The organism is Pseudomonas sp. Eth.TT006 (assembly GCF_054456575.1).
The window spans coordinates 98565-115735 of sequence record NZ_JBTJEN010000011.1; the positions used below are offsets into that span (position 1 = coordinate 98565).

The 17171-nt window shown below is 59.7% G+C and carries 18 protein-coding genes, 1 tRNA gene and 1 pseudogene; 14 read left to right on the plus strand and 6 right to left on the minus strand.

The genetic code is table 11. The annotated features are described in order from the left end of the window. Position 1 precedes the first annotated feature (1 nt). From ACXR0M_RS18535 to ACXR0M_RS18550, 4 genes are all read left to right on the plus strand, one after another. Entirely contained in the window at positions 2–763 is a 762-nt protein-coding gene (locus tag ACXR0M_RS18535; protein WP_458833231.1) for an MBL fold metallo-hydrolase, read from the plus strand. Positions 764–791: 28 nt separating this feature from the next. After that, positions 792–1505 carry a phosphoribosylaminoimidazolesuccinocarboxamide synthase gene (gene purC, locus ACXR0M_RS18540; RefSeq protein WP_003222578.1) on the plus strand — a complete coding sequence of 238 codons (714 nt, stop codon included), beginning with the start codon at positions 792–794 and terminating at the stop codon, positions 1503–1505. Positions 1506–1588: 83 nt separating this feature from the next. Further along, positions 1589–1678: transfer RNA gene (locus tag ACXR0M_RS18545), tRNA-Ser, on the plus strand. 567 nt (positions 1679–2245) lie between these two features. After that, the gene (locus ACXR0M_RS18550) at positions 2246–2530 is read left to right on the plus strand and encodes a hypothetical protein (RefSeq protein WP_458833232.1); all 285 of its coding nucleotides are present in this window, start codon (positions 2246–2248) and stop codon (positions 2528–2530) included. An 88-nt stretch (positions 2531–2618) separates the two neighbouring features. On the opposite strand, the gene ACXR0M_RS18555 is transcribed toward ACXR0M_RS18550, so the two are convergent. Beyond that, positions 2619–2912, minus strand: a complete 294-nt coding sequence (locus ACXR0M_RS18555; protein ID WP_458833233.1) for a DUF3077 domain-containing protein — start codon at positions 2910–2912, stop codon at positions 2619–2621. A gap of 399 nt (positions 2913–3311) precedes the next feature. Here ACXR0M_RS18555 and ACXR0M_RS18560 point away from each other — a divergent pair. Next, positions 3312–3494: pseudogene (locus ACXR0M_RS18560) on the plus strand (toxin-antitoxin system HicB family antitoxin); the annotation flags it as partial. Between the two features lie 78 nt (positions 3495–3572). On the opposite strand, the gene ACXR0M_RS18565 reads toward ACXR0M_RS18560, so the two are convergent. Then, positions 3573–4469: a DUF2950 domain-containing protein gene (locus tag ACXR0M_RS18565; RefSeq protein ID WP_458833234.1), complete on the minus strand. Its 897-nt coding sequence runs from the start codon at positions 4467–4469 to the stop codon at positions 3573–3575. Beyond that, positions 4466–5902: a DUF3300 domain-containing protein gene (locus ACXR0M_RS18570; RefSeq protein ID WP_458833235.1), complete on the minus strand. Its 1437-nt coding sequence runs from the start codon at positions 5900–5902 to the stop codon at positions 4466–4468. Before ACXR0M_RS18570 ends, ACXR0M_RS18565 begins: the two co-directional genes overlap by 4 nt. Positions 5903–6154: 252 nt before the next feature. Between ACXR0M_RS18570 and ppk2 the strand changes: the two genes are divergently transcribed. Beyond that, complete coding sequence (ppk2, locus tag ACXR0M_RS18575; RefSeq protein WP_458833237.1) at positions 6155–6979, plus strand: polyphosphate kinase 2; 825 nt, start codon at positions 6155–6157, stop codon at positions 6977–6979. Positions 6980–7036: 57 nt separating this feature from the next. Here ppk2 and ACXR0M_RS18580 read toward each other — a convergent pair whose 3' ends face one another. Next, positions 7037–7228: a YegP family protein gene (locus ACXR0M_RS18580; RefSeq protein ID WP_458833238.1), complete on the minus strand. Its 192-nt coding sequence runs from the start codon at positions 7226–7228 to the stop codon at positions 7037–7039. Positions 7229–7504: 276 nt separating this feature from the next. On the opposite strand from ACXR0M_RS18580, the gene ACXR0M_RS18585 reads away from it, so the two are divergent. The 6 genes from ACXR0M_RS18585 to ACXR0M_RS18610 all read left to right on the plus strand — a co-directional run bounded on the left by ACXR0M_RS18585 (position 7505) and on the right by ACXR0M_RS18610 (position 13140). After that, on the plus strand, positions 7505–8470 hold the full coding sequence (locus tag ACXR0M_RS18585) for a glycosyltransferase family 2 protein (protein WP_458833239.1): 966 nt from the start codon (positions 7505–7507) through the stop codon (positions 8468–8470). A gap of 3 nt (positions 8471–8473) precedes the next feature. Beyond that, on the plus strand, positions 8474–9184 hold the full coding sequence (locus ACXR0M_RS18590; protein ID WP_458833240.1) for a class I SAM-dependent methyltransferase: 711 nt from the start codon (positions 8474–8476) through the stop codon (positions 9182–9184). Continuing rightward, positions 9181–9567, plus strand: coding sequence for a GtrA family protein (locus ACXR0M_RS18595; RefSeq protein ID WP_458833241.1), 387 nt, complete (start codon positions 9181–9183; stop codon positions 9565–9567). Before ACXR0M_RS18590 ends, ACXR0M_RS18595 begins: the two co-directional genes overlap by 4 nt. Further along, the gene (locus ACXR0M_RS18600; RefSeq protein ID WP_458833242.1) at positions 9564–11669 is read left to right on the plus strand and encodes a DUF6311 domain-containing protein; all 2106 of its coding nucleotides are present in this window, start codon (positions 9564–9566) and stop codon (positions 11667–11669) included. Before ACXR0M_RS18595 ends, ACXR0M_RS18600 begins: the two co-directional genes overlap by 4 nt. Positions 11670–11747: 78 nt before the next feature. Continuing rightward, complete coding sequence (locus tag ACXR0M_RS18605) at positions 11748–12668, plus strand: LysR substrate-binding domain-containing protein (protein ID WP_458833243.1); 921 nt, start codon at positions 11748–11750, stop codon at positions 12666–12668. A gap of 106 nt (positions 12669–12774) precedes the next feature. Next, positions 12775–13140 (plus strand): 5-carboxymethyl-2-hydroxymuconate Delta-isomerase, encoded by a 366-nt coding sequence (locus ACXR0M_RS18610; protein WP_458833244.1) that lies wholly within the window; start codon positions 12775–12777, stop codon positions 13138–13140. 3 nt (positions 13141–13143) lie between these two features. On the opposite strand, the gene ACXR0M_RS18615 is transcribed toward ACXR0M_RS18610, so the two are convergent. Together ACXR0M_RS18615 and ACXR0M_RS18620 are read right to left on the minus strand one after the other, a co-directional pair. Next, positions 13144–14079 carry a LysR family transcriptional regulator gene (locus ACXR0M_RS18615; RefSeq protein WP_458833245.1) on the minus strand — a complete coding sequence of 312 codons (936 nt, stop codon included), beginning with the start codon at positions 14077–14079 and terminating at the stop codon, positions 13144–13146. Between the two features lie 201 nt (positions 14080–14280). Further along, on the minus strand, positions 14281–15462 hold the full coding sequence (locus tag ACXR0M_RS18620; RefSeq protein WP_458833246.1) for a cyanate transporter: 1182 nt from the start codon (positions 15460–15462) through the stop codon (positions 14281–14283). 217 nt (positions 15463–15679) lie between these two features. On the opposite strand from ACXR0M_RS18620, the gene rnd reads away from it, so the two are divergent. Together rnd and ACXR0M_RS18630 are read left to right on the plus strand one after the other, a co-directional pair. Further along, positions 15680–16813: a ribonuclease D gene (gene rnd / locus ACXR0M_RS18625; RefSeq protein ID WP_458833247.1), complete on the plus strand. Its 1134-nt coding sequence runs from the start codon at positions 15680–15682 to the stop codon at positions 16811–16813. Next, positions 16810–17103, plus strand: a complete 294-nt coding sequence (locus tag ACXR0M_RS18630) for a YcgL domain-containing protein (RefSeq protein ID WP_458833248.1) — start codon at positions 16810–16812, stop codon at positions 17101–17103. The genes rnd and ACXR0M_RS18630 overlap by 4 nt, the downstream gene beginning before the upstream one ends. Positions 17104–17171 lie beyond the last annotated feature (68 nt).

Sequence of the window (17171 nt, forward strand, 5' to 3'; positions counted from 1 at the left end):
CATGCGTTTTGCCGTTCTCGGCAGCGGTAGCCAAGGGAACGGCACGCTGATCGCCAGTGCTGATACGTATGTGCTGGTGGATTGTGGTTTTTCCCTGCGGGAAACCGAAAAACGCCTGTTGCGCCTGGGTGTGCACCCGGCGCAACTGAGCGCGATACTCGTAACCCACGAACATGCCGACCACGTGCATGGCGTGGGTTTGCTGTCTCGGCGCTACAATCTGCCGGTCTACCTCAGTCGCGGCACACTGCGCGGGATGCGCAAACCGATCGAACCCGCCGGCTTTCTGGCCAGCGGCGAGCAGCTGCAGATCGGCGCACTGAACATCGGGGTCATTGCCGTGGCCCATGATGCACAGGAGCCGACCCAGTATGTGTTCAGTGATCACGAACAGCGGCGTTTCGGCCTGCTGACCGACCTGGGTTCCTACTGCGAGCGGGTGCTGGACGGCTATCGGGATCTCGATGCATTGATGATCGAGTCCAATCATTGCCGCGACATGCTGGCCCGTGGTCATTACCCGTACTTTCTCAAGCAGCGGGTGGGCGGCGAGCTGGGACATTTGAATAACCATCAGGCGGCATTCCTGGTGGCCGAGTTGGGGTGGCAGGGCTTGCAGCATCTGGTTCTGGCCCACCTGAGCAGCAAGAACAACCTGCCGCAGCTGGCCCGGCAATGTTTCGTCGACACCCTCGGGTGCGACCCGGACTGGCTGCAACTGGCCGATCAAGATTCAGGGCTCGACTGGCGCCATATCGCCTAGCCCATCTACTTAGCAAGCGGAGCCCATCATGGAAAAACGTGAAGAACTCTACCGCGGCAAAGCCAAGTCGGTTTACAAGACCGACGACGCTGACCGCTTGATCCTGCTGTTTCGCAACGACACCTCGGCGTTCGACGGCAAGCGCATCGAGCAGCTCGACCGCAAGGGCATGGTGAACAACAAGTTCAACGCCTTCATCATGCAGAAACTCGAAGCGGCCGGCATTCCGACCCAGTTCGACAAACTGCTGGGCGACAACGAGTGCCTGGTGAAGAAGCTCGACATGATCCCGGTCGAGTGCGTCGTGCGTAACTACGCCGCCGGCAGCCTGGTCAAGCGCCTGGGCGTCGAAGAGGGCATGAAGCTCAACCCTTACACCTTCGAACTGTTCCTGAAGGACGACGCCAAGGGCGACCCGTTCATCAACGAATCCCACGTCGTGGCATTCGGTTGGGGCACTGCCGAGCAACTGGCACGCATGAAAGAACTGTCGCTCAAGGTCAACGAAGTCCTGAGCAAACTGTTCGACGACGCCGGCCTGCTGTTGGTGGACTTCAAGCTTGAATTCGGCGTGTTCAGCGATGGCTCCATCGTCCTCGGCGACGAGTTCAGCCCGGACGGCTGCCGTCTGTGGGACAAGGACACCAAGAAGAAGATGGACAAGGACCGCTTCCGCCAGGGCCTCGGTGACGTCATCGAAGCCTACGAAGAAGTCGCCAAGCGTCTGGGCGTACCGCTTTAATCGACGCAAGCATCTGATAGCACGGAGAAATTTTCGAAAGAGTGTTTGCTTTCGGTAAAAGTGTTGTTATGATGCGCGCCGTTGGAGAGATGCCAGAGTGGCCGAATGGGACGGATTCGAAATCCGTTGTACCTTCACCGGTACCTAGGGTTCGAATCCCTATCTCTCCGCCATATATGAAAAAGCCCCGTAGCTGAGAAGCTGCGGGGCTTTTTTGTTTTTGAAGTTTATTCAATTCGTTTATTGACGCATCAGAATTGGATCTCTAGCTCGATTCAGACAAGTAACAGTCAAGTGCGTTAGTGCTGCACATACTCGGAAAAGCTATCCCTGCCTCGGCGTGATCATTTCCAAAGTCTTGCGTAAACGCCGCTGTCCTCCAGCCCTTCGTCGTCTGAGCTTTCCAAGTGATTCCATTGGGCTACTATCATTGGAAAAATGGAGGTTTGTATGAAAAGGTTTTTTTCTGTAGCCGTTATCGCAATCTCTGTGGCGCTCTCAGGGCAGGTTTATGCACGTGGAAGCAGTTTTGGCAGTCATTCCTCGTTCAAGTCTGGGTACTCCAGTGGCAGTCGTATTGACCATTCGGTTAGTGGGTATACGCGAAGCAATGGAACGTATGTTCGCCCCTCTCACGCGACAAACCCAGACTCCACGAGGAACAACAACTACAGCACTAAGGGAAATGTGAATCCGTACACCGGAAAATTCGGCACCAAAACTCGTGATGGCGAGTAGGTATGAAGCCGCTGGAGAGGGGACTTTACTCAACTGTGCTGCTTGCCCTCATCCTGGGGAGCACGAATATTTCTGCTGGTACATTTGATGACTACGAATGCACAGATGATTGCTCTGGGCATCAAGCCGGATATGACTGGGCCGAGGAAAAGGGAATTGACGACGAAAATTTCTGTAGCACCCCATCAGAGTCTTTTAATGAAGGTTGTCAGTCGTTTGTCGAAGGAGGCGCCGGCGTAATTTCAACGGACGATGATAGCGATGAAGAAACCGATGATGACGAATGAGTGCTCATACAAACGGCCCCGTAAATGAACGATTACGGGGCTTTTTTATGGCTGAGAAGTACCGGCTAGATTCCGGATGAGATGACCATCATTTTTCTGTTTTCACCGGGATCTTGGCTGCCCTCGGCGAAACCGCTTTAATCACATCATCAACAATCGCCTTACCCATCTCCGTCAAAAAATGCGCCGCCCAGGCATATCGGTCGGTTTCTTTGATGAATGCTGCATCTTCTGCAAGTGCCTTGGCGAGCGCGAGCAAGTCAGAAGCCTGAGCCAATGCTTGGCTGACAGGTATTCCCGCGTTGACGTGAAATAGCGGACTGTCGGAACAATAGAAGAAGGGCGTTGATCCAGCAGTTTTCTCTTCAGGTGCATCATGCATGTGTAACTCCTTGACTGTGAGGAGCTGCCACTTTCGTTTCCAAGCGATGGGTGGCAGCTGTGCGCAGGTTGGAAACCGGGAGTCAAGGAGACCGGCACGCCCGAGGGCGTCCCACACACAGCCGCCATAAAGCAAATTTGCGGGCGTAAAAAGACGCCAGCATTTGTCAGGGCGCTGTTGCGTGACTCGTCGGGTTTCCAAGCCCGGCCGCTGAATATGCAGCGACGTCCTGAGAATATCCCGCCGAAAGAAAGGCCAACAAGGCAGCAACTGGCTGGTACGCACAGCTACAGCCCATTCACACGCAACTCGCGGATTCTGCCTACAAGCTTGTTTTGAGTCACCTGATTATTCTTGTCGGCATGATGCTCAAACCCGAATACGACAAGGAGCTATCCGATGACCGTGATGATGAACAAAGGCTTCGCCGCCCGCATCGAGTACAGCGACGAGGACGGTCTGTTTATTGGTCATATCAACGGAACAAAGGATGTAGTCGGCTTTCATGGCGAGTCGTTCAACGAGCTCAGTAAGGCCTTTGAAGAAGCCGTCACAGACTATCTGGAAACCTGCGCCAGACTCATTGATCAAAGGAAAGCCCCGTAGCTGAAAAGCTACGGGGCTTTTTCGTTTCTGATCTGGCGTAACCCAATAGCCTCGCTACTCCCGTTCCGGCTTCACCACCTCCCAACTATCATCCGGATCAAACCGCGTCATCGCCTTCGCCACCTTCTCCCCATCCGGCCCCAGATCCTTCTGAAACACCTGCCCGTCATGGCTGATCATGAAGCTCATCACGCCCGTGTCGTCGTACTTCGCCGGCCAGGCGATCAGGGCGAAGCCGCGGCTCATCTTGTCGCCGATCAAGTAGCTGTAGGCGCCGCCGGGGGCGGATGGGCCTTGGGCTTTGAGGATGCGGAAGTGGTAGCCGTGCCAGTCTTCGTCGTTGATGGCCTGGCCGAAGACCGGGCCGAGGGGGCTGATCTGGCCGCTGGCGTCGTCTGGCCAGTAGAGGCCGTCGTGTGTGCCGGGGGAGCTGATGATGTTCTGCGCGTATTCGAGGGCACCGTCGCCGTCGCGGTCTACGCTGGCGTAGTCCATCTGCGCGTCGTGGTAGGCCAGCGCCGATTGCACGGCCGCAAGTTCATTGTGGCCAATGCGGCGGGCGCGGATTTCCTTGCGGGCGGCCTGCATGTCGAAGCGCCAGCCGTTTTTGTCTTTGCTCAGCGGGATGGGTAGCGTCCAGTGATCCGGGCCGACGGAGAGCACGGCTTGGTTGTCGGCGGTTTTTTCCAGGCTGTGCTGCTCGTGGTATTGCTGCAGAAACGCGTCGACGTCACTGCGCTGCACACCTTCGCGCGGGATGAAGCTGTGCCATTGCTCGCCGAGCAGCTCGGTCAGGCGTTGCTGATCGGCGTGTTCGGTGCCGAGGGCTGTGATGAAGGCGTCGACGGCTTTTTCCGGGGTTGGAAATGTCTGTTGAGCGAGGGCCAGCCCGGTCCAGGCGAGACCAAGGGTAATGGCCAGGCAGCCCTTGATTAGCAAATGCATGTTCATCGGCGGCCACCTCCTCTTTGACGCATGGGCGCCGCGGCCGGTCGGCTGATTTGGTGCCCGGCGGCGCGCGAGGTGTTGGGGCGTTGCGCGGAAGTCTGGCTGGCCCGGCCGCGATCAGCCTGTTGGCGGGTTTGCGCTGGCGAACGCGCCCCGGCGAAGGCGTTGTCGCGTGCACTGCCTGCGGCCGGACGGGTCTGCGGCGTCTGCCGCGCTTGCGGCGTACGCGTGTCGCGTTGATTGGCCCCAGGTTGGCGGGCATCGCGCGTAGTGCCTTGCGCCCGGTCTGCGGTCCTCGGTCTGTCCGCAGCGCCTTGCATCCGGTTGCCGGCACTGGCGGACTGCGCCTCGCGCACGCGCTCCTGGGCTTGCCGATTGCTGGTGGCCGGCCGTTCGATACCGGCCCGGTCCATCGAACCGCGGGCCTTTTCTCGAGCCTGGGCGCGTTGCGCGGTGTCACCGCGATAGGCTTCACGCTGGGCCGCGCCGTCGAGTTGGCGTCCATATTGACTGCGGCTGCGGTTGTCCCGATAGGGCACGCCGTCGCGGTGCGCAGCGTTGTGCTGCCACTTGTTGTTGGTGATGCGATTGTTGCCGTTGATGTTGTTGTAGCGGTTCACATCAATGTCGACGTCGTTATTGCCCCAGTCGCAGTCGCCCCACAGCGAGGCCACGATCGCCACGCCAGTGCCGAAGGCCAGCCCGGCCATCAGTGCTTGCCCCGGGTAGTAAGCGGGCGGCGGCGGGTAATAAACCGGCGGAGATGCTGGGTAGGCCCAAGTGCCGTAGGTGGTCGTCGGGTTGTAGGTCGGCACGTACACCACTTGCGGATCGGCGGGCTGAATGATGATGGTCGAGGAACTGCTGGCCGGCGGGGTAGGCGTTGCAGGCGAAGCGGCAGGCGCCGGTGCAGCGACGTTCTGCACTGTCACATTCTGATATTGATTGCTCTGCAGATTACCCGCCGCCTGTGCCTGACGCCGCAAACGCTGCACGCCTTGCATCAGCTCATCGGGCTGGGCCAGAAAGGCATCGCCCAGACGCTGGACCCAGACCGGATCCTGGCCCAGCGTCGCCAGCACCTGCGGAAATGCCACCAAGGCCTGCACGCTCGGGTCCCATGTCTGGGTCGCCACTTGCTTGACTGCCTCGTCGCCCTTGGCGTCCGGGTTGGCCTTGGACCAGGTCACCGCTTCGGCGACTTCGCCAGGATAGGTCACTGCCATCAACACCTGCGCCAGCAGCGGGTCCGGATACAGCGCAATCGGCGCGAGCATCTGGTCGAGTTGTTCCTGGGTAAACACTGGATCTTTGGCGGGCGCCGCTAGCGTTGCCGGATCGGCAGCATTTGTCGCTGGATCCGCCGCCCACAGCAGACCCGGCGCGGCACTCAAGGCGAATGCGACAGACATTGCGTAAAACAACGAGACAGGCATAACGCTCCCCACATCCAGTGGCAGGTTTGCAACAAACAATGCATGAGCATCCGGCAATCAATGCCGCTGAAGGAGAATGGTAGGCGAAAGGTGTTCCGTCAAAATCCTGCGCAGGCTTTTTCGCGATAAGCCGACTGCCCGCTGATCGCCGCCGGTTCGCTTGCGTTTTGCGATAAATGACTAAACTTTCCTGTTTCAGGTCATGGGCTGTCGGAACTCGCCGCCAGCCACTTCAATCGGAGAGGTTGGGTCATGGCAAAAAGCAAAAAGAACGACGCTTCCCGCGACAAATCCGCTGAACCCGCCAAGCTGTCCAACAAGGACTATCTGAGCGAACTGCGCCGGCTGCATGTCGAACTGGTGAAAATGCAGGAATGGGTCAAGGCCGAAGGGATCAAGATCTGCATCATCTTCGAAGGCCGTGACGGGGCGGGGAAGGGCGGCACGATCAAGGCGCTGACCGATCGTGTCAGCCCGCGAGTGTTCCGCGTGGTCGCGCTGCCGGCCCCGACCGAACGCGAGAAGAGTCAGATGTATATTCAGCGTTACCTGCCGTATCTGCCGGCCGCCGGTGAGGTGGTGATCTTCGACCGCAGTTGGTACAACCGCGCCGGCGTCGAACGGGTGATGGGGTTTTGCAGCGACAAGCAGGTCGACAAGTTCCTCAGGACCTTGCCGCTGGTGGAGCGGGCCGTCGTCGGCTCGGGAGTGATACTGCTCAAATACTGGCTGAACGTCAGTCAGGAGGAGCAGACCAGACGTCTCGAAGAGCGTATCAGCGATGGCCGCAAGATCTGGAAACTGTCACCCATGGATCTCAAGTCCTACAGCCGTTGGTATGACTACTCCAGGGCACGGGACGAGATGATCGAAGCCACCGACACCGATTACGCGCCCTGGCTGGTGGCCAATTCCAACGACAAGAAACGCGCGCGGCTCAATATCATTTCCGACCTGCTCAGCCGTATCCCTTACAAGGAAGTACCGCGAGACAAGGTAGTACTGCCCAAGCGGCAGAAGCCGGGCGGCTACAAGGAAAGCGATTATCCGTTCAAGAACATTCCCGAAAGGTTCTGAGTGCACCGCGCTCCAGCTGCCTGAGTCGCCAGGCAACTGGGGTCTGGGGTTTGGACCTCAGATTTCCTTCACCGGTGTTTCGCTCTGCGCACCCTTGATCAACTCGATCACATGCAAACAATCCGCCTTGTTCACATACGACTCGCCACTGGCGATGGTCTCGTGGTTGCCTGCGCGCAGCCTCCAGCGCCATTGGCCTTTGCCGGTGCTCGGGGTACCACGGGATTGCCTGTAAATCTCGAAATACATTCGGTTCGCTCCTTGCGATAGTGTTTGCGACAGCCTGTGTGGCGCATCGACGCAAGCCTAGCGGAGCGAGTTTTTTTCGCTATCGGGGATTTGTTTCCAATCGTTGGCAGATGTTTCTGAAGCGTGCGGACTAGAGCGCCCGCATCGGCGTCTGGATTGGCTGGAATGTCGCCATTTCCACCTTGCAAGGCATTCGACGCTACTGCTTAATACGGGACGGCTCATGGCGTCGAACCCCCTTCGACGACCGACAAACACTATAAAAAGAGCATTCCCTTGACTGAGCATGGAACGGCACAGGCCACACGGGTCACGTTATCGCTGGTTGTCCCGGTTTTTAATGAGGAGGACAGTCTCGACGCGTTCATCCTGCGCATCGATGAAGTCTTCCAGCCGCTGGCGTCGATTGCGCTGGAGCTGGTGTTCGTCAACGACGGCAGCACCGATGCCACACTCGCCCGGCTGCTGGAGCGGCAGCGCCAGGATACGCGCTTGCGCATCGTCGACCTGAGCCGCAACTTTGGCAAGGAGGCGGCGCTGTCTGCCGGGTTGCAGATCGCCACCGGGCAGATCGTCGTGCCGATTGACGCCGATCTGCAGGACCCGCCTGAAGTCATCCTGCACATGATCGAGCGGTGGCGCGAGGGCTATGAAGTGGTGCTCGGCCATCGCGTCAGCCGCCGCAGCGACACCTGGGCCAAGCAGACTTCGGCCCACTGGTTCTACCGCCTGCACAACCGGATCGCCGAGCAACCGCTGCCGGCAAACGTCGGTGATTTCCGCCTGATGGACCGTTGCGTGGTCGATGCCTTGCTGACCTTGCCCGAGTCGCGACGCTTCATGAAGGGGCTGTTCGCGTGGGTCGGATTCCGTACGACTCACGTTGATTACGAGCGTCCCGAGCGCGTAGCCGGGCAGAGCAAGTTCAACGGCTGGCGGCTGTGGAATTTCGCCCTGGAGGGTATCACCAGTTTCAGTACCGAACCGCTGCGGATCTGGACTTACATCGGCGCGATGGTGTCGCTGGTGTCCTTTGCCTTCGCCATTTTTATTGTGTTGCGCACGCTGATCCACGGCGTCGATATGCCCGGTTACGCGTCGCTTATGGTGGCCGTGACGTTCCTCGGTGGTCTGCAACTGATCGGCATCGGCGTTCTCGGCGAGTACCTCGGCCGCACTTATATCGAATCCAAACGCCGACCGGTTTTTCTGGTGCGCCGCGTCTACGACCCCAAGGATTGAAACATGGACCTCAAGGAAACCGACATCCTCGGCGATGCCATCGGCGAGCATTGGTATTACTGCTCCAAGGCCGCAGCGACCCGTCGTTTGCTGGGTGATGCGCCGATCACGCGGATTCTCGACGTGGGTGCCGGCTCGGGATTTTTCTCCCATCATTTGCTGAGCCAGACCGCGGCGCAGCAAGCGTGGTGTGTCGACATCAGCTATCCCGCCGATTCGGACGCGACCACTGCCGGTAAACCGGTGCACTACCGCCGTGACATTGAGGCTATCGACGCCGATCTGGTGCTGCTGATGGACGTGCTCGAGCATGTCGACGATGACCTTGGACTGCTCAAATCCTACGTGGACAAAGTGCCGTCCGGCAGCCGATTTCTGATGACCGTGCCGGCGTTCCAGTTCATGTGGAGCGGGCACGATGATTTCCTTGAGCACAAGCGCCGCTACACCCTGCCACAGTTCGAAACGCTGGCTCGTGATGCGGGGTTGGTGGTGCAGCGCGGCGCTTATTATTTCGGCGCGGTGTTCCCGATCGCGGCGGCCCTGCGTTTGCTCGCGCAAGGCGCGCAAGATCAGGCTCCCCGTTCGCAGCTCAAACGTCACCATCCTCTGGTGAACCAGGTTCTGAAAACCCTTTGTTCGCTTGAGTTGCCATTGCTGAGCGTGAATCGCCTGGGTGGTTTGAGTGTGTTCGTACTGGCGCGCAAACCGTGACCTCAGCCGAGAGAACAGCGTTGATCCAGCGTGGTGTGCGCTTTGCCGTGACGGGCCTGTTCGTCACGGCCTTGCATGCGCTGGTGGCCGTGCTGTTCATTGAGTTCATCCGCCCCGATCCGCCGTTGGCCAACGGCGTGGCTTTCGCCGTGGCGACGGTGGTGTCGTACCTGATCAATACCACGTGGAGTTTCTCCGCACGGTTGCATGGACGGACCCTGCTGCGGTTCCTCGCGGTATCGGTGTGCGGTTTTCTGTTGGCGATGTTTGTCGCCTGGGCTGCGCAGATGGTCGGGCTGAATTATCTGTTGGGTATCGTCGCGGTGGCGCTGACGATTCCGGCATTCACCTTTGTCTTGCACAATTTCTGGACGTATCGATGAAGCTTTCCGCAACCCATCGGGCGACTGCGCTGCTACCCGTGCTTTTGGGCGTTCTGGTGTTTTTCATTGTGGTCGGCCCGCGTGCCTTGAATCCGATGAACATTGCATGGCTGGGCGACGGCGACCCGGCCACCCATTACCTGGGATGGGTGTTTTTCCGGCATTCGCCGTGGACTTTTCCGCTGGGGCTTAACCCGTCGTACGGAATGGAGTTGGGTAACGGCATTATTTTTTCCGATTCCAACCCGCTGCTCGCCTTTATCTTCAAACCGTTCTCGGCGTTATTGCCCGAGCCTTTCCAGTATTTCGGGCTGTGGCTGCTGACGTGTTTCATCCTGCAGAGCTGGTTTGCCTGGAAGCTGATCGGCCTGTTCAGTCGTGACACGGCGTTGCGTTTGCTCGGTGCCGGACTGTTTTTGTTCGTCCCGGCGATGATTGTCCGCATGAGCGTGCACCTGTCCCTCGCGGGGCATTTTCTGCTGCTGGCAGCGCTGTATCTGGCGTTGCGTCCGTTTACGCCCAAACGTCGACTGGCGTGGGGCGCGCTGCTGGCGACGGCGGCGTTGGTACATGCCTATCTGCTGGCGATGATTGCGTTGCTCTGGCTCGCCGATCTTGCCGCCAAAACCCTGCAACGGCGCCTGACGCCGGGCAAGGCGCTGATCGAGTTGAGCGGGCTGTTTCTGCTGGTCAGTCTCTGCTGCTGGCAGGCCGGTTATTTCAGTGTCGGCGACGGTGGGCTGGCATTGATGGGCTATGGTCTGTTTCGGGCGAATGTCCTGACCTTTTTCGATGCCGGGGTCTGGTCCTATACCTTGCAGGACATGCCGGGCGTGCTGGGGGATGGCGACGGGTTCGCGTTCCTTGGTCTGGGGGTGATCTGCCTGGGTATCTGCGCGTTGGTGCCTGTGCTGCAAGGCACGACTGACCTGAGGGCCAAGGCTCGCCGTTATCCGTTGGTTTTGCTCGCATTGGCGGGGCTGGGGATCTTTGCCGTTTCCAACAATATTGGCGTAGGTCCATTTGAATTTCGGATTCCGCTACCGGATGCCGTAGTCGCAGTGGCGACGATTTTTCGCGGCTCGGGACGAATGATCTGGCCGCTCATGTACATGGCCATTCTGGCAATCCTGTACGTGGTGATTCGCGGACACACCTCACGCGTGGCGTTGATGCTGCTGAGCGTTGCGCTGGCGGTACAGGTAGCGGATACGCGCGTCGGTTGGGCAGTGTCTCGCGGACTGTTCATGGCCCCGCCGGCGTCCACCTGGAAGACACCGTTGGTCAACCCTTTCTGGGAGCAGGCGGCGCAGCGTTATCAGGCCGTGCGCTGGCTGCGTCCGGAGAATTATCCGGAACAGTGGATGACCCTGGCCGACTATGCGGGTCGCCATCACCTGCCGACCAATGCTGTCTACCTGGGGCGAGTGAGTACGGTGGCCACTGAAGCGGCCCAGGCCGTGTCGGATCGAATGGTCAGTTCAGGAAGTTACGCCGCCGATACCCTGTATGTGTTGAGTAACCGCACTGTGCTGGAAGCTGCACTGACGGTGCATCGCGATACCGATCTACTCGCCAGAATCGATGGGTTGAATGTATTGGCGCCGGGCTGGAAACGTTGCGCCGAGTGCCTGCCGATATCGGCGCCGGACCCGTTGACGCTGATCTCGCCACTCAAGTCGGGCGAGCGAGTGGTGTTCACGCCTGGCAGTCTGGCGACTTTTTTTCTCGGCAAAGGCTGGTCGAACAATGAACCCTGGGGGACTTGGTCGGAAGGCAGTGAGTCGCAAATTATCCTGCGGCCTGATACGCCGGTGCATTCGTTTTTGCTGGAAACCACGGCGCTGCTGACTGCGTCACATACCGAGCAGGCGCTGGAGATCTTCGTCAATGATATTCGTGTGCTTTCTACCCGGCTGGTCAAGCCTGATGGGAATCGACTGAACGTCGAGTTGCCCGTCGAGGTGCAGCAGCGGGTCGAGCAGCAGGGCTTCATGAATATTCGCTTCAACTATGCCAACGCCGTTAGTCCCGAAGCGCTGGGCCTGAGCAAGGACCCGCGCAAACTGGCAATCGGGCTCCAAGCGCTGACGTTGAACTGAGTACCTTGCACCTTTCGCCCATAGACGATGCCTGTGGGCCTTTCTAAACTGCCCGCAGACCGGGAGTGGGGGCAGTGAATGAATCGCAATGAACTACGCAAGGCCGACATCAACCTGATGGTAGTGTTCGAGACCCTGATGCTCGAACGCAACGTGACCCGGGCGGCGGAGAAACTGTTTCTCGGCCAGCCGACCATCAGCTCGGCGCTCAATCGTCTGCGCGCGATGTTCAATGATCCGCTGTTCATCCGCGTCGGTCATCGCATGGAGCCGACGGCCCGCGCCGAAGAGCTGTTCAGGTACTTGTCGCCGGCCCTCGACTCGCTGTCGGTAGCCCTGAGTCTGACCCACGATTTCGACCCGGCGGTAAGCAACATGACGTTTCGCATCGGCCTGTCCGATGACGTCGAATTCGGCCTGCTGCCGCCACTGTTGCGCTCCTTGCGCCAGGAGGCACCGAACGTGGTGTTCGTGGTGCAACACGTCGATTATTGGCGCATCCCCGACCTGCTGGCCGCCGGTGATATTACGGTCGGCATCAGCCAGACCCGCGGCCTTCCGGCCAATGCCAAGCGCAAACTGCTGCGGCATATCCAGCCGAGCATCCTCCGTGCCGATGCTTCGGATTCGCCGCTCACCCTGGATGAGTACTGCTCGCGCCCGCACGTGCTGGTGTCGCACACCGCCAATATCAGCGGTTATGCCGATGAGTGGCTGGCGGAAATCGGCCGCACTCGCCACGTGGTGCTGTCGGTGCCGCAATACAGCGCGTTACCGGCGCTGCTCGCCGGCACCGACCTGATCGCCAGCCTGCCGGACTACACCGCCGAAGCCATGGCCGCCTCGGGCCGACTGTTCAAGGAACCGTTCCCGTTCAAGACGCCGATGCTGGACCTGTCGATGGTCTGGCTCAGCCACGTCGACAGCGATCCGGCCGAGCGCTGGCTGCGTTCGCGACTGGAAGCGTTCATGAGTGAGCGGCCGCTGACCGCGCCCTGATTGCCCGGCGCAATCGCGGCCTCGGCGTCGTCAGAAAAACCCGCAAGAGCGTAAGGCGCTGCTGTGGTATACGTACGACCTTTCTGCCGACTGACTGGAGCTCCTCATGCCACACCTGCACATGGAATACACCGCCAACCTGCCGCAACTGAATGCCGATGTGGCGTTGATCCGGCTCAACAACGTCCTGGTGGGCTCCGGTCAGTTCGCGGCAGAGTTCGACATCAAGAGCCGGGCGGTAAAAGTCGAAACCTTCAAAGTCGGCACCGGCATCAGCGAGCGCGGTTTTGTCTACGTGAAGCTGGCGATGCTCAGCGGTCGTTCGCCACAGATCAAGCAGCAGCTTTCCGAGAGCCTGTTGGCGGCATTGAAGGATTTGTGCGAATGGCCGGCCGGGGTAGAGCTGCAGCTGTGCGTGGAGCTGGTCGATATCGATCGCGAGTCCTACAGCAAAACTGCCATTGGCGTGTAGGACTCAGACCGCTTCCAGCTCACCGCAGACCTTGATCACCTGCTCGCGCAGCCAGACGTTGGCGCTGTCCTGATCGGCGGCCTGGCTCCATTGCATGTCGAGGGTGAACCCCGGCAAGCCGTTCGGCGCCTCGCAGTGATTGAACACTGCGTCATTGGTCAGCAGGCGCTGGATGCGTCGGGGCAGGGTGAGGATGAAGTCGGTGCCGGTGATCATTTTCAGCGCCGCACTGTAGCTGTTGGAGCGCGCGACGATCTGGCGTTTCTGCGCCTGCCGCGCCAGCCAGCCGTCGACCATATTGGTGGTGGAGGTCCACGGCGTCGGAAAAACATGCCGGCGCTCGGTGAAGGCCTGCAGGCTCAGGCGCGGTTCCAGCGGCGTGGCGCGTTTGTCGAAGACACAGACCAGGTCGTCCTCCAGCAGCTTTTGCGACTTGAGGTCGGTGTGGCTGCGGTGGAAATTGGGGCCGAAGCAGATCACCAGGTCGAGGCTGCCGTCGCGCAATTCTTCTGCGGGCACGTCGGTCTCGAACTTGTGCATGTTGACCATCACCGGCAAATCGTCGAAGTCAAAACGCTTCAACAGGCGCGGCAACACCAGTTGCTCGAAATATTCCGGGGCGCAGATATTGAAAGTCACCGCTTGCCGGGTCGGATCGAAGGCCGGTGCGCCGGCGTGACACAGGTTGATGCTTTCCAGAATCTTCTGCACATGGCCGTACATGGAGTCGGCCTTGTAAGTGGGGCGCATGCCGGTGCGGGTGTTGATGAACAGCTCGTCTTCAAAACTGGTGCGCAATTTTTTCAGGCAGTAGCTGACAGTGGACTGGCTGACACACAACGTCTCCGAGACGTCGGTGACGCTGCTTTGCTCATACACGGCGATAAACACCATGAGGTCCTGCATGTCGAGCTTTCGAAGCAAGTTACTGTTCAGCATCCGTTCCGTCCCACTGTGCTTCTTGCGCTGAAATCCGCGCAAACGTGTGCGCATGATCGTAACGGAACGATGGTCCCAGGACAAAGGCCTGTAGGACGATTCAGTGTCAGTTGTGGGACAGAAAGTTTTAGCAACACGACGTTACTAAACAATGCTCGGGAACGGTGGCAAGAGGCCTCTAGTCCGGCGCTGACATTTGCTTCAACGAATGTGCCGGGCGTATTGCCGTGGGTCGAAGCGCAGCACCATCAGCAGCATCACCACCATCACCGCGGTCAATGACCACCACGCCCATTCGAAGCTGCCGAGATGATCGCGGATGATGCCGGCCAGCAGTGGCGAGAGGCCGGCGATCAAATAGCCAATGCCCTGCACGAAAGCGGTCAGGCCACCGGCCCGTTGCGGGTTGTCGAGGTGGTCGAGCGCGACGATCAGGCTCATCGGGAACAGGCCGCCAATCCCCAGCCCCAGCAGACACGGCCACAGCAGGCTCAGCTGTTGCGGGCTGAGGATCAACCCGCAGAAGCCGGCAATGATCAGCAGCAGTAATGCCGCCAGGACCACACGACGATCACGGCTGCGGTTGGCGATGGCGGGGGTGAGCAACCCGGAAATCACCTCCATGGCCGTCAGCAAACCCAACAGCAGACCGGCATGTTGTTCGCTCCAGCCTTGTTCCACGTAATACGGCGCCAGCCAGGCGAGCACACAGGTGTAGGAAGCCGTCCCCAGACCGAAGAAGATTGCCAGCAGCCAGGCGCGGGAAAGGCCGAAGAATGATTGTTTGCCTACGACGGTGGTCTTTCTGGATGATGTGTTCGGTTGCGCGCACCAGACCAGCCACGCCAGTACGGCCAGCCCGGCCCAGATCGCCAGGCCGATGCGCCAACTACCGGTGTGCACCATCACCAGTGGCGCAAACGAAGCGGCCAGTGCAGCGCCGCCCATGATCGATGTGACGTAGAGGCCCATGCACAGCGCGACATGGTCCGGAAAACGTGACTTGATCAGCACCGGCATCAACGCCTGAATCAAGGCGATGCCGATCCCGGCCAGTACCGCGCTGCCAATCAACTGTGCCGCCGAATCCAGCCACAGCCGCGATAGCGTCGCCAAGCCGATAATCAACAATGACAGAATCACTGTGCGCTGCTCGCCCAGACGCCGACTGATGCCAATCCCGAAGAACATCGCCAGCCCCATCGCCATCACTGGCAGCATGGTCAGCAGTGAAGCCAGGCTGAAACTCAGCGCAATGTCACCGCGAATGGCTGACAACAAGGGGCCGACGGCGGCCATCGACGGACGCAGATTGAGCGCGACGAGGACGATGCCGAGCATCAGCCAGACAGCGGGGCGAGCAGGGGCGCGAAGGTTTTCCATCGGCAGACTCTGGTGGTTTGAGGCTGCCGATTAGGCGGCGCGACCCGCCTGTCGGCAAATCAGATTTCCCCGGCACTATTTAAAAACTAAATACCACTCCCCTGTAGGACTATTCTTTCTTTCTGGCAGGACATTTCGTTACAGCTGTGGCCCAGTGCAGGCGCGTAAAACGCCGGCGGCGATATATACTGCGCGCCATTCTTCAAGGGAGAGCCGTGTGGCTATCGATATTCACTGGATTCGCGACAACGAAAGCCTCGCGCAGTTTTGCGCCGAGTGGCAGCAGCTGCCGTTCGTTGCCCTCGACACCGAATTCATGCGGGTCGACACCTTCTACCCGATTGCCGGCCTGTTGCAGGTTGGCGACGGCAAACGCGCCTACCTGATCGACCCGTTGAGCATCGACGCCTGGCAACCTCTGGCGGCGTTGCTGGAAAACCCGGCGGTGCTGAAAGTGCTGCACGCCTGCAGCGAAGACCTCGAAGTGCTGATGCGCCTGACCGGCAGTCTGCCGGCGCCGCTGTTCGACACGCAACTGGCGGCGGCCTACCTGAACCTCGGGTTCTCGATGGGCTATTCGCGGCTGGTGCAGGAAGTGCTGGGCATCGAACTGCCCAAGGGTGAGACCCGTTCCGACTGGCTGCAGCGCCCGCTGTCCGACACGCAGATCAGCTACGCCGCTGAAGATGCGGTGCATCTGGCGGAAGTATTCGTACAGCTGCAGCCGAAATTGTCTGACGACAAATTCGCCTGGGTGCTGGAGGACGGCGCCGAGCTGGTGGCCAATCTGCGCCGCGAGACCGATCCGTACGAGGTGTATCGCGAGGTCAAACTGGCGTGGAAACTGTCCCGCGCACAGCTCGCGGTATTGCGTGAACTGTGTGCCTGGCGCGAACGTGAGGCCCGGGCGCGCAATCTGCCGCGCAACCGCATCGTCCGTGAACACTCGCTGTGGCCGCTGGCCCGCACGCAACCGGACAACCTCGCGGCGCTGGGCAAGATCGAAGACATGCATCCGCGTACCGTGCGTCAGGACGGCCAGTTTCTGCTTGATCTGATCAAGCGCTCTGGCAGTGTGGGGCCTGATCAATGGCCACCGGCGGTGCCAGAGCCGTTGCCGGTCGAAGCCGCTGCGCTGATCAAACAACTGCGCGCCCTCGGCCAGGTCGAAGCCGAACGCCTGGGCATCGCCCCGGAACTGATGCTGCGCAAGAAAACCCTCGAAGCCCTGGTCAAAAGCGGCTTTCCCGAGGGGCCTTATCAATTGCCTGAGTCGCTGCGTGGCTGGCGCCGCGAACTCATGGGCCAGAAGCTGCTCGACAGCCTGGCCAACGCCGGAGAACAGCCTTGAAACGTATTTGCTCCATTTACCAAAGCTCGAAGAAACCCGGGATGTACCTTTACGTGCTCAAGAGCGAGGCGCTGGAGCGCGTGCCCGAGGCGCTGATGGCGGCCTTCGGCAAAGCGAAGCACTCGTTCGATCTGGTGCTGACCCCCGAGCGCAAACTGGCGCGCGAAGACATCACCGTGGTCCTGGAAAACCTCGACAAGCAGGGCTATCACCTGCAGATGCCGCCTGCCGAGGACGAGTACATCGAACACCTGCCCGAAGAGTTGCTGCGACGCAACGATCCGGTCTGATCTGCGAGGCCCTGTTCTGGGCCTTTTGCTCCCTGGAACTGATTTTACGGCGACGACCGCCACGAAGG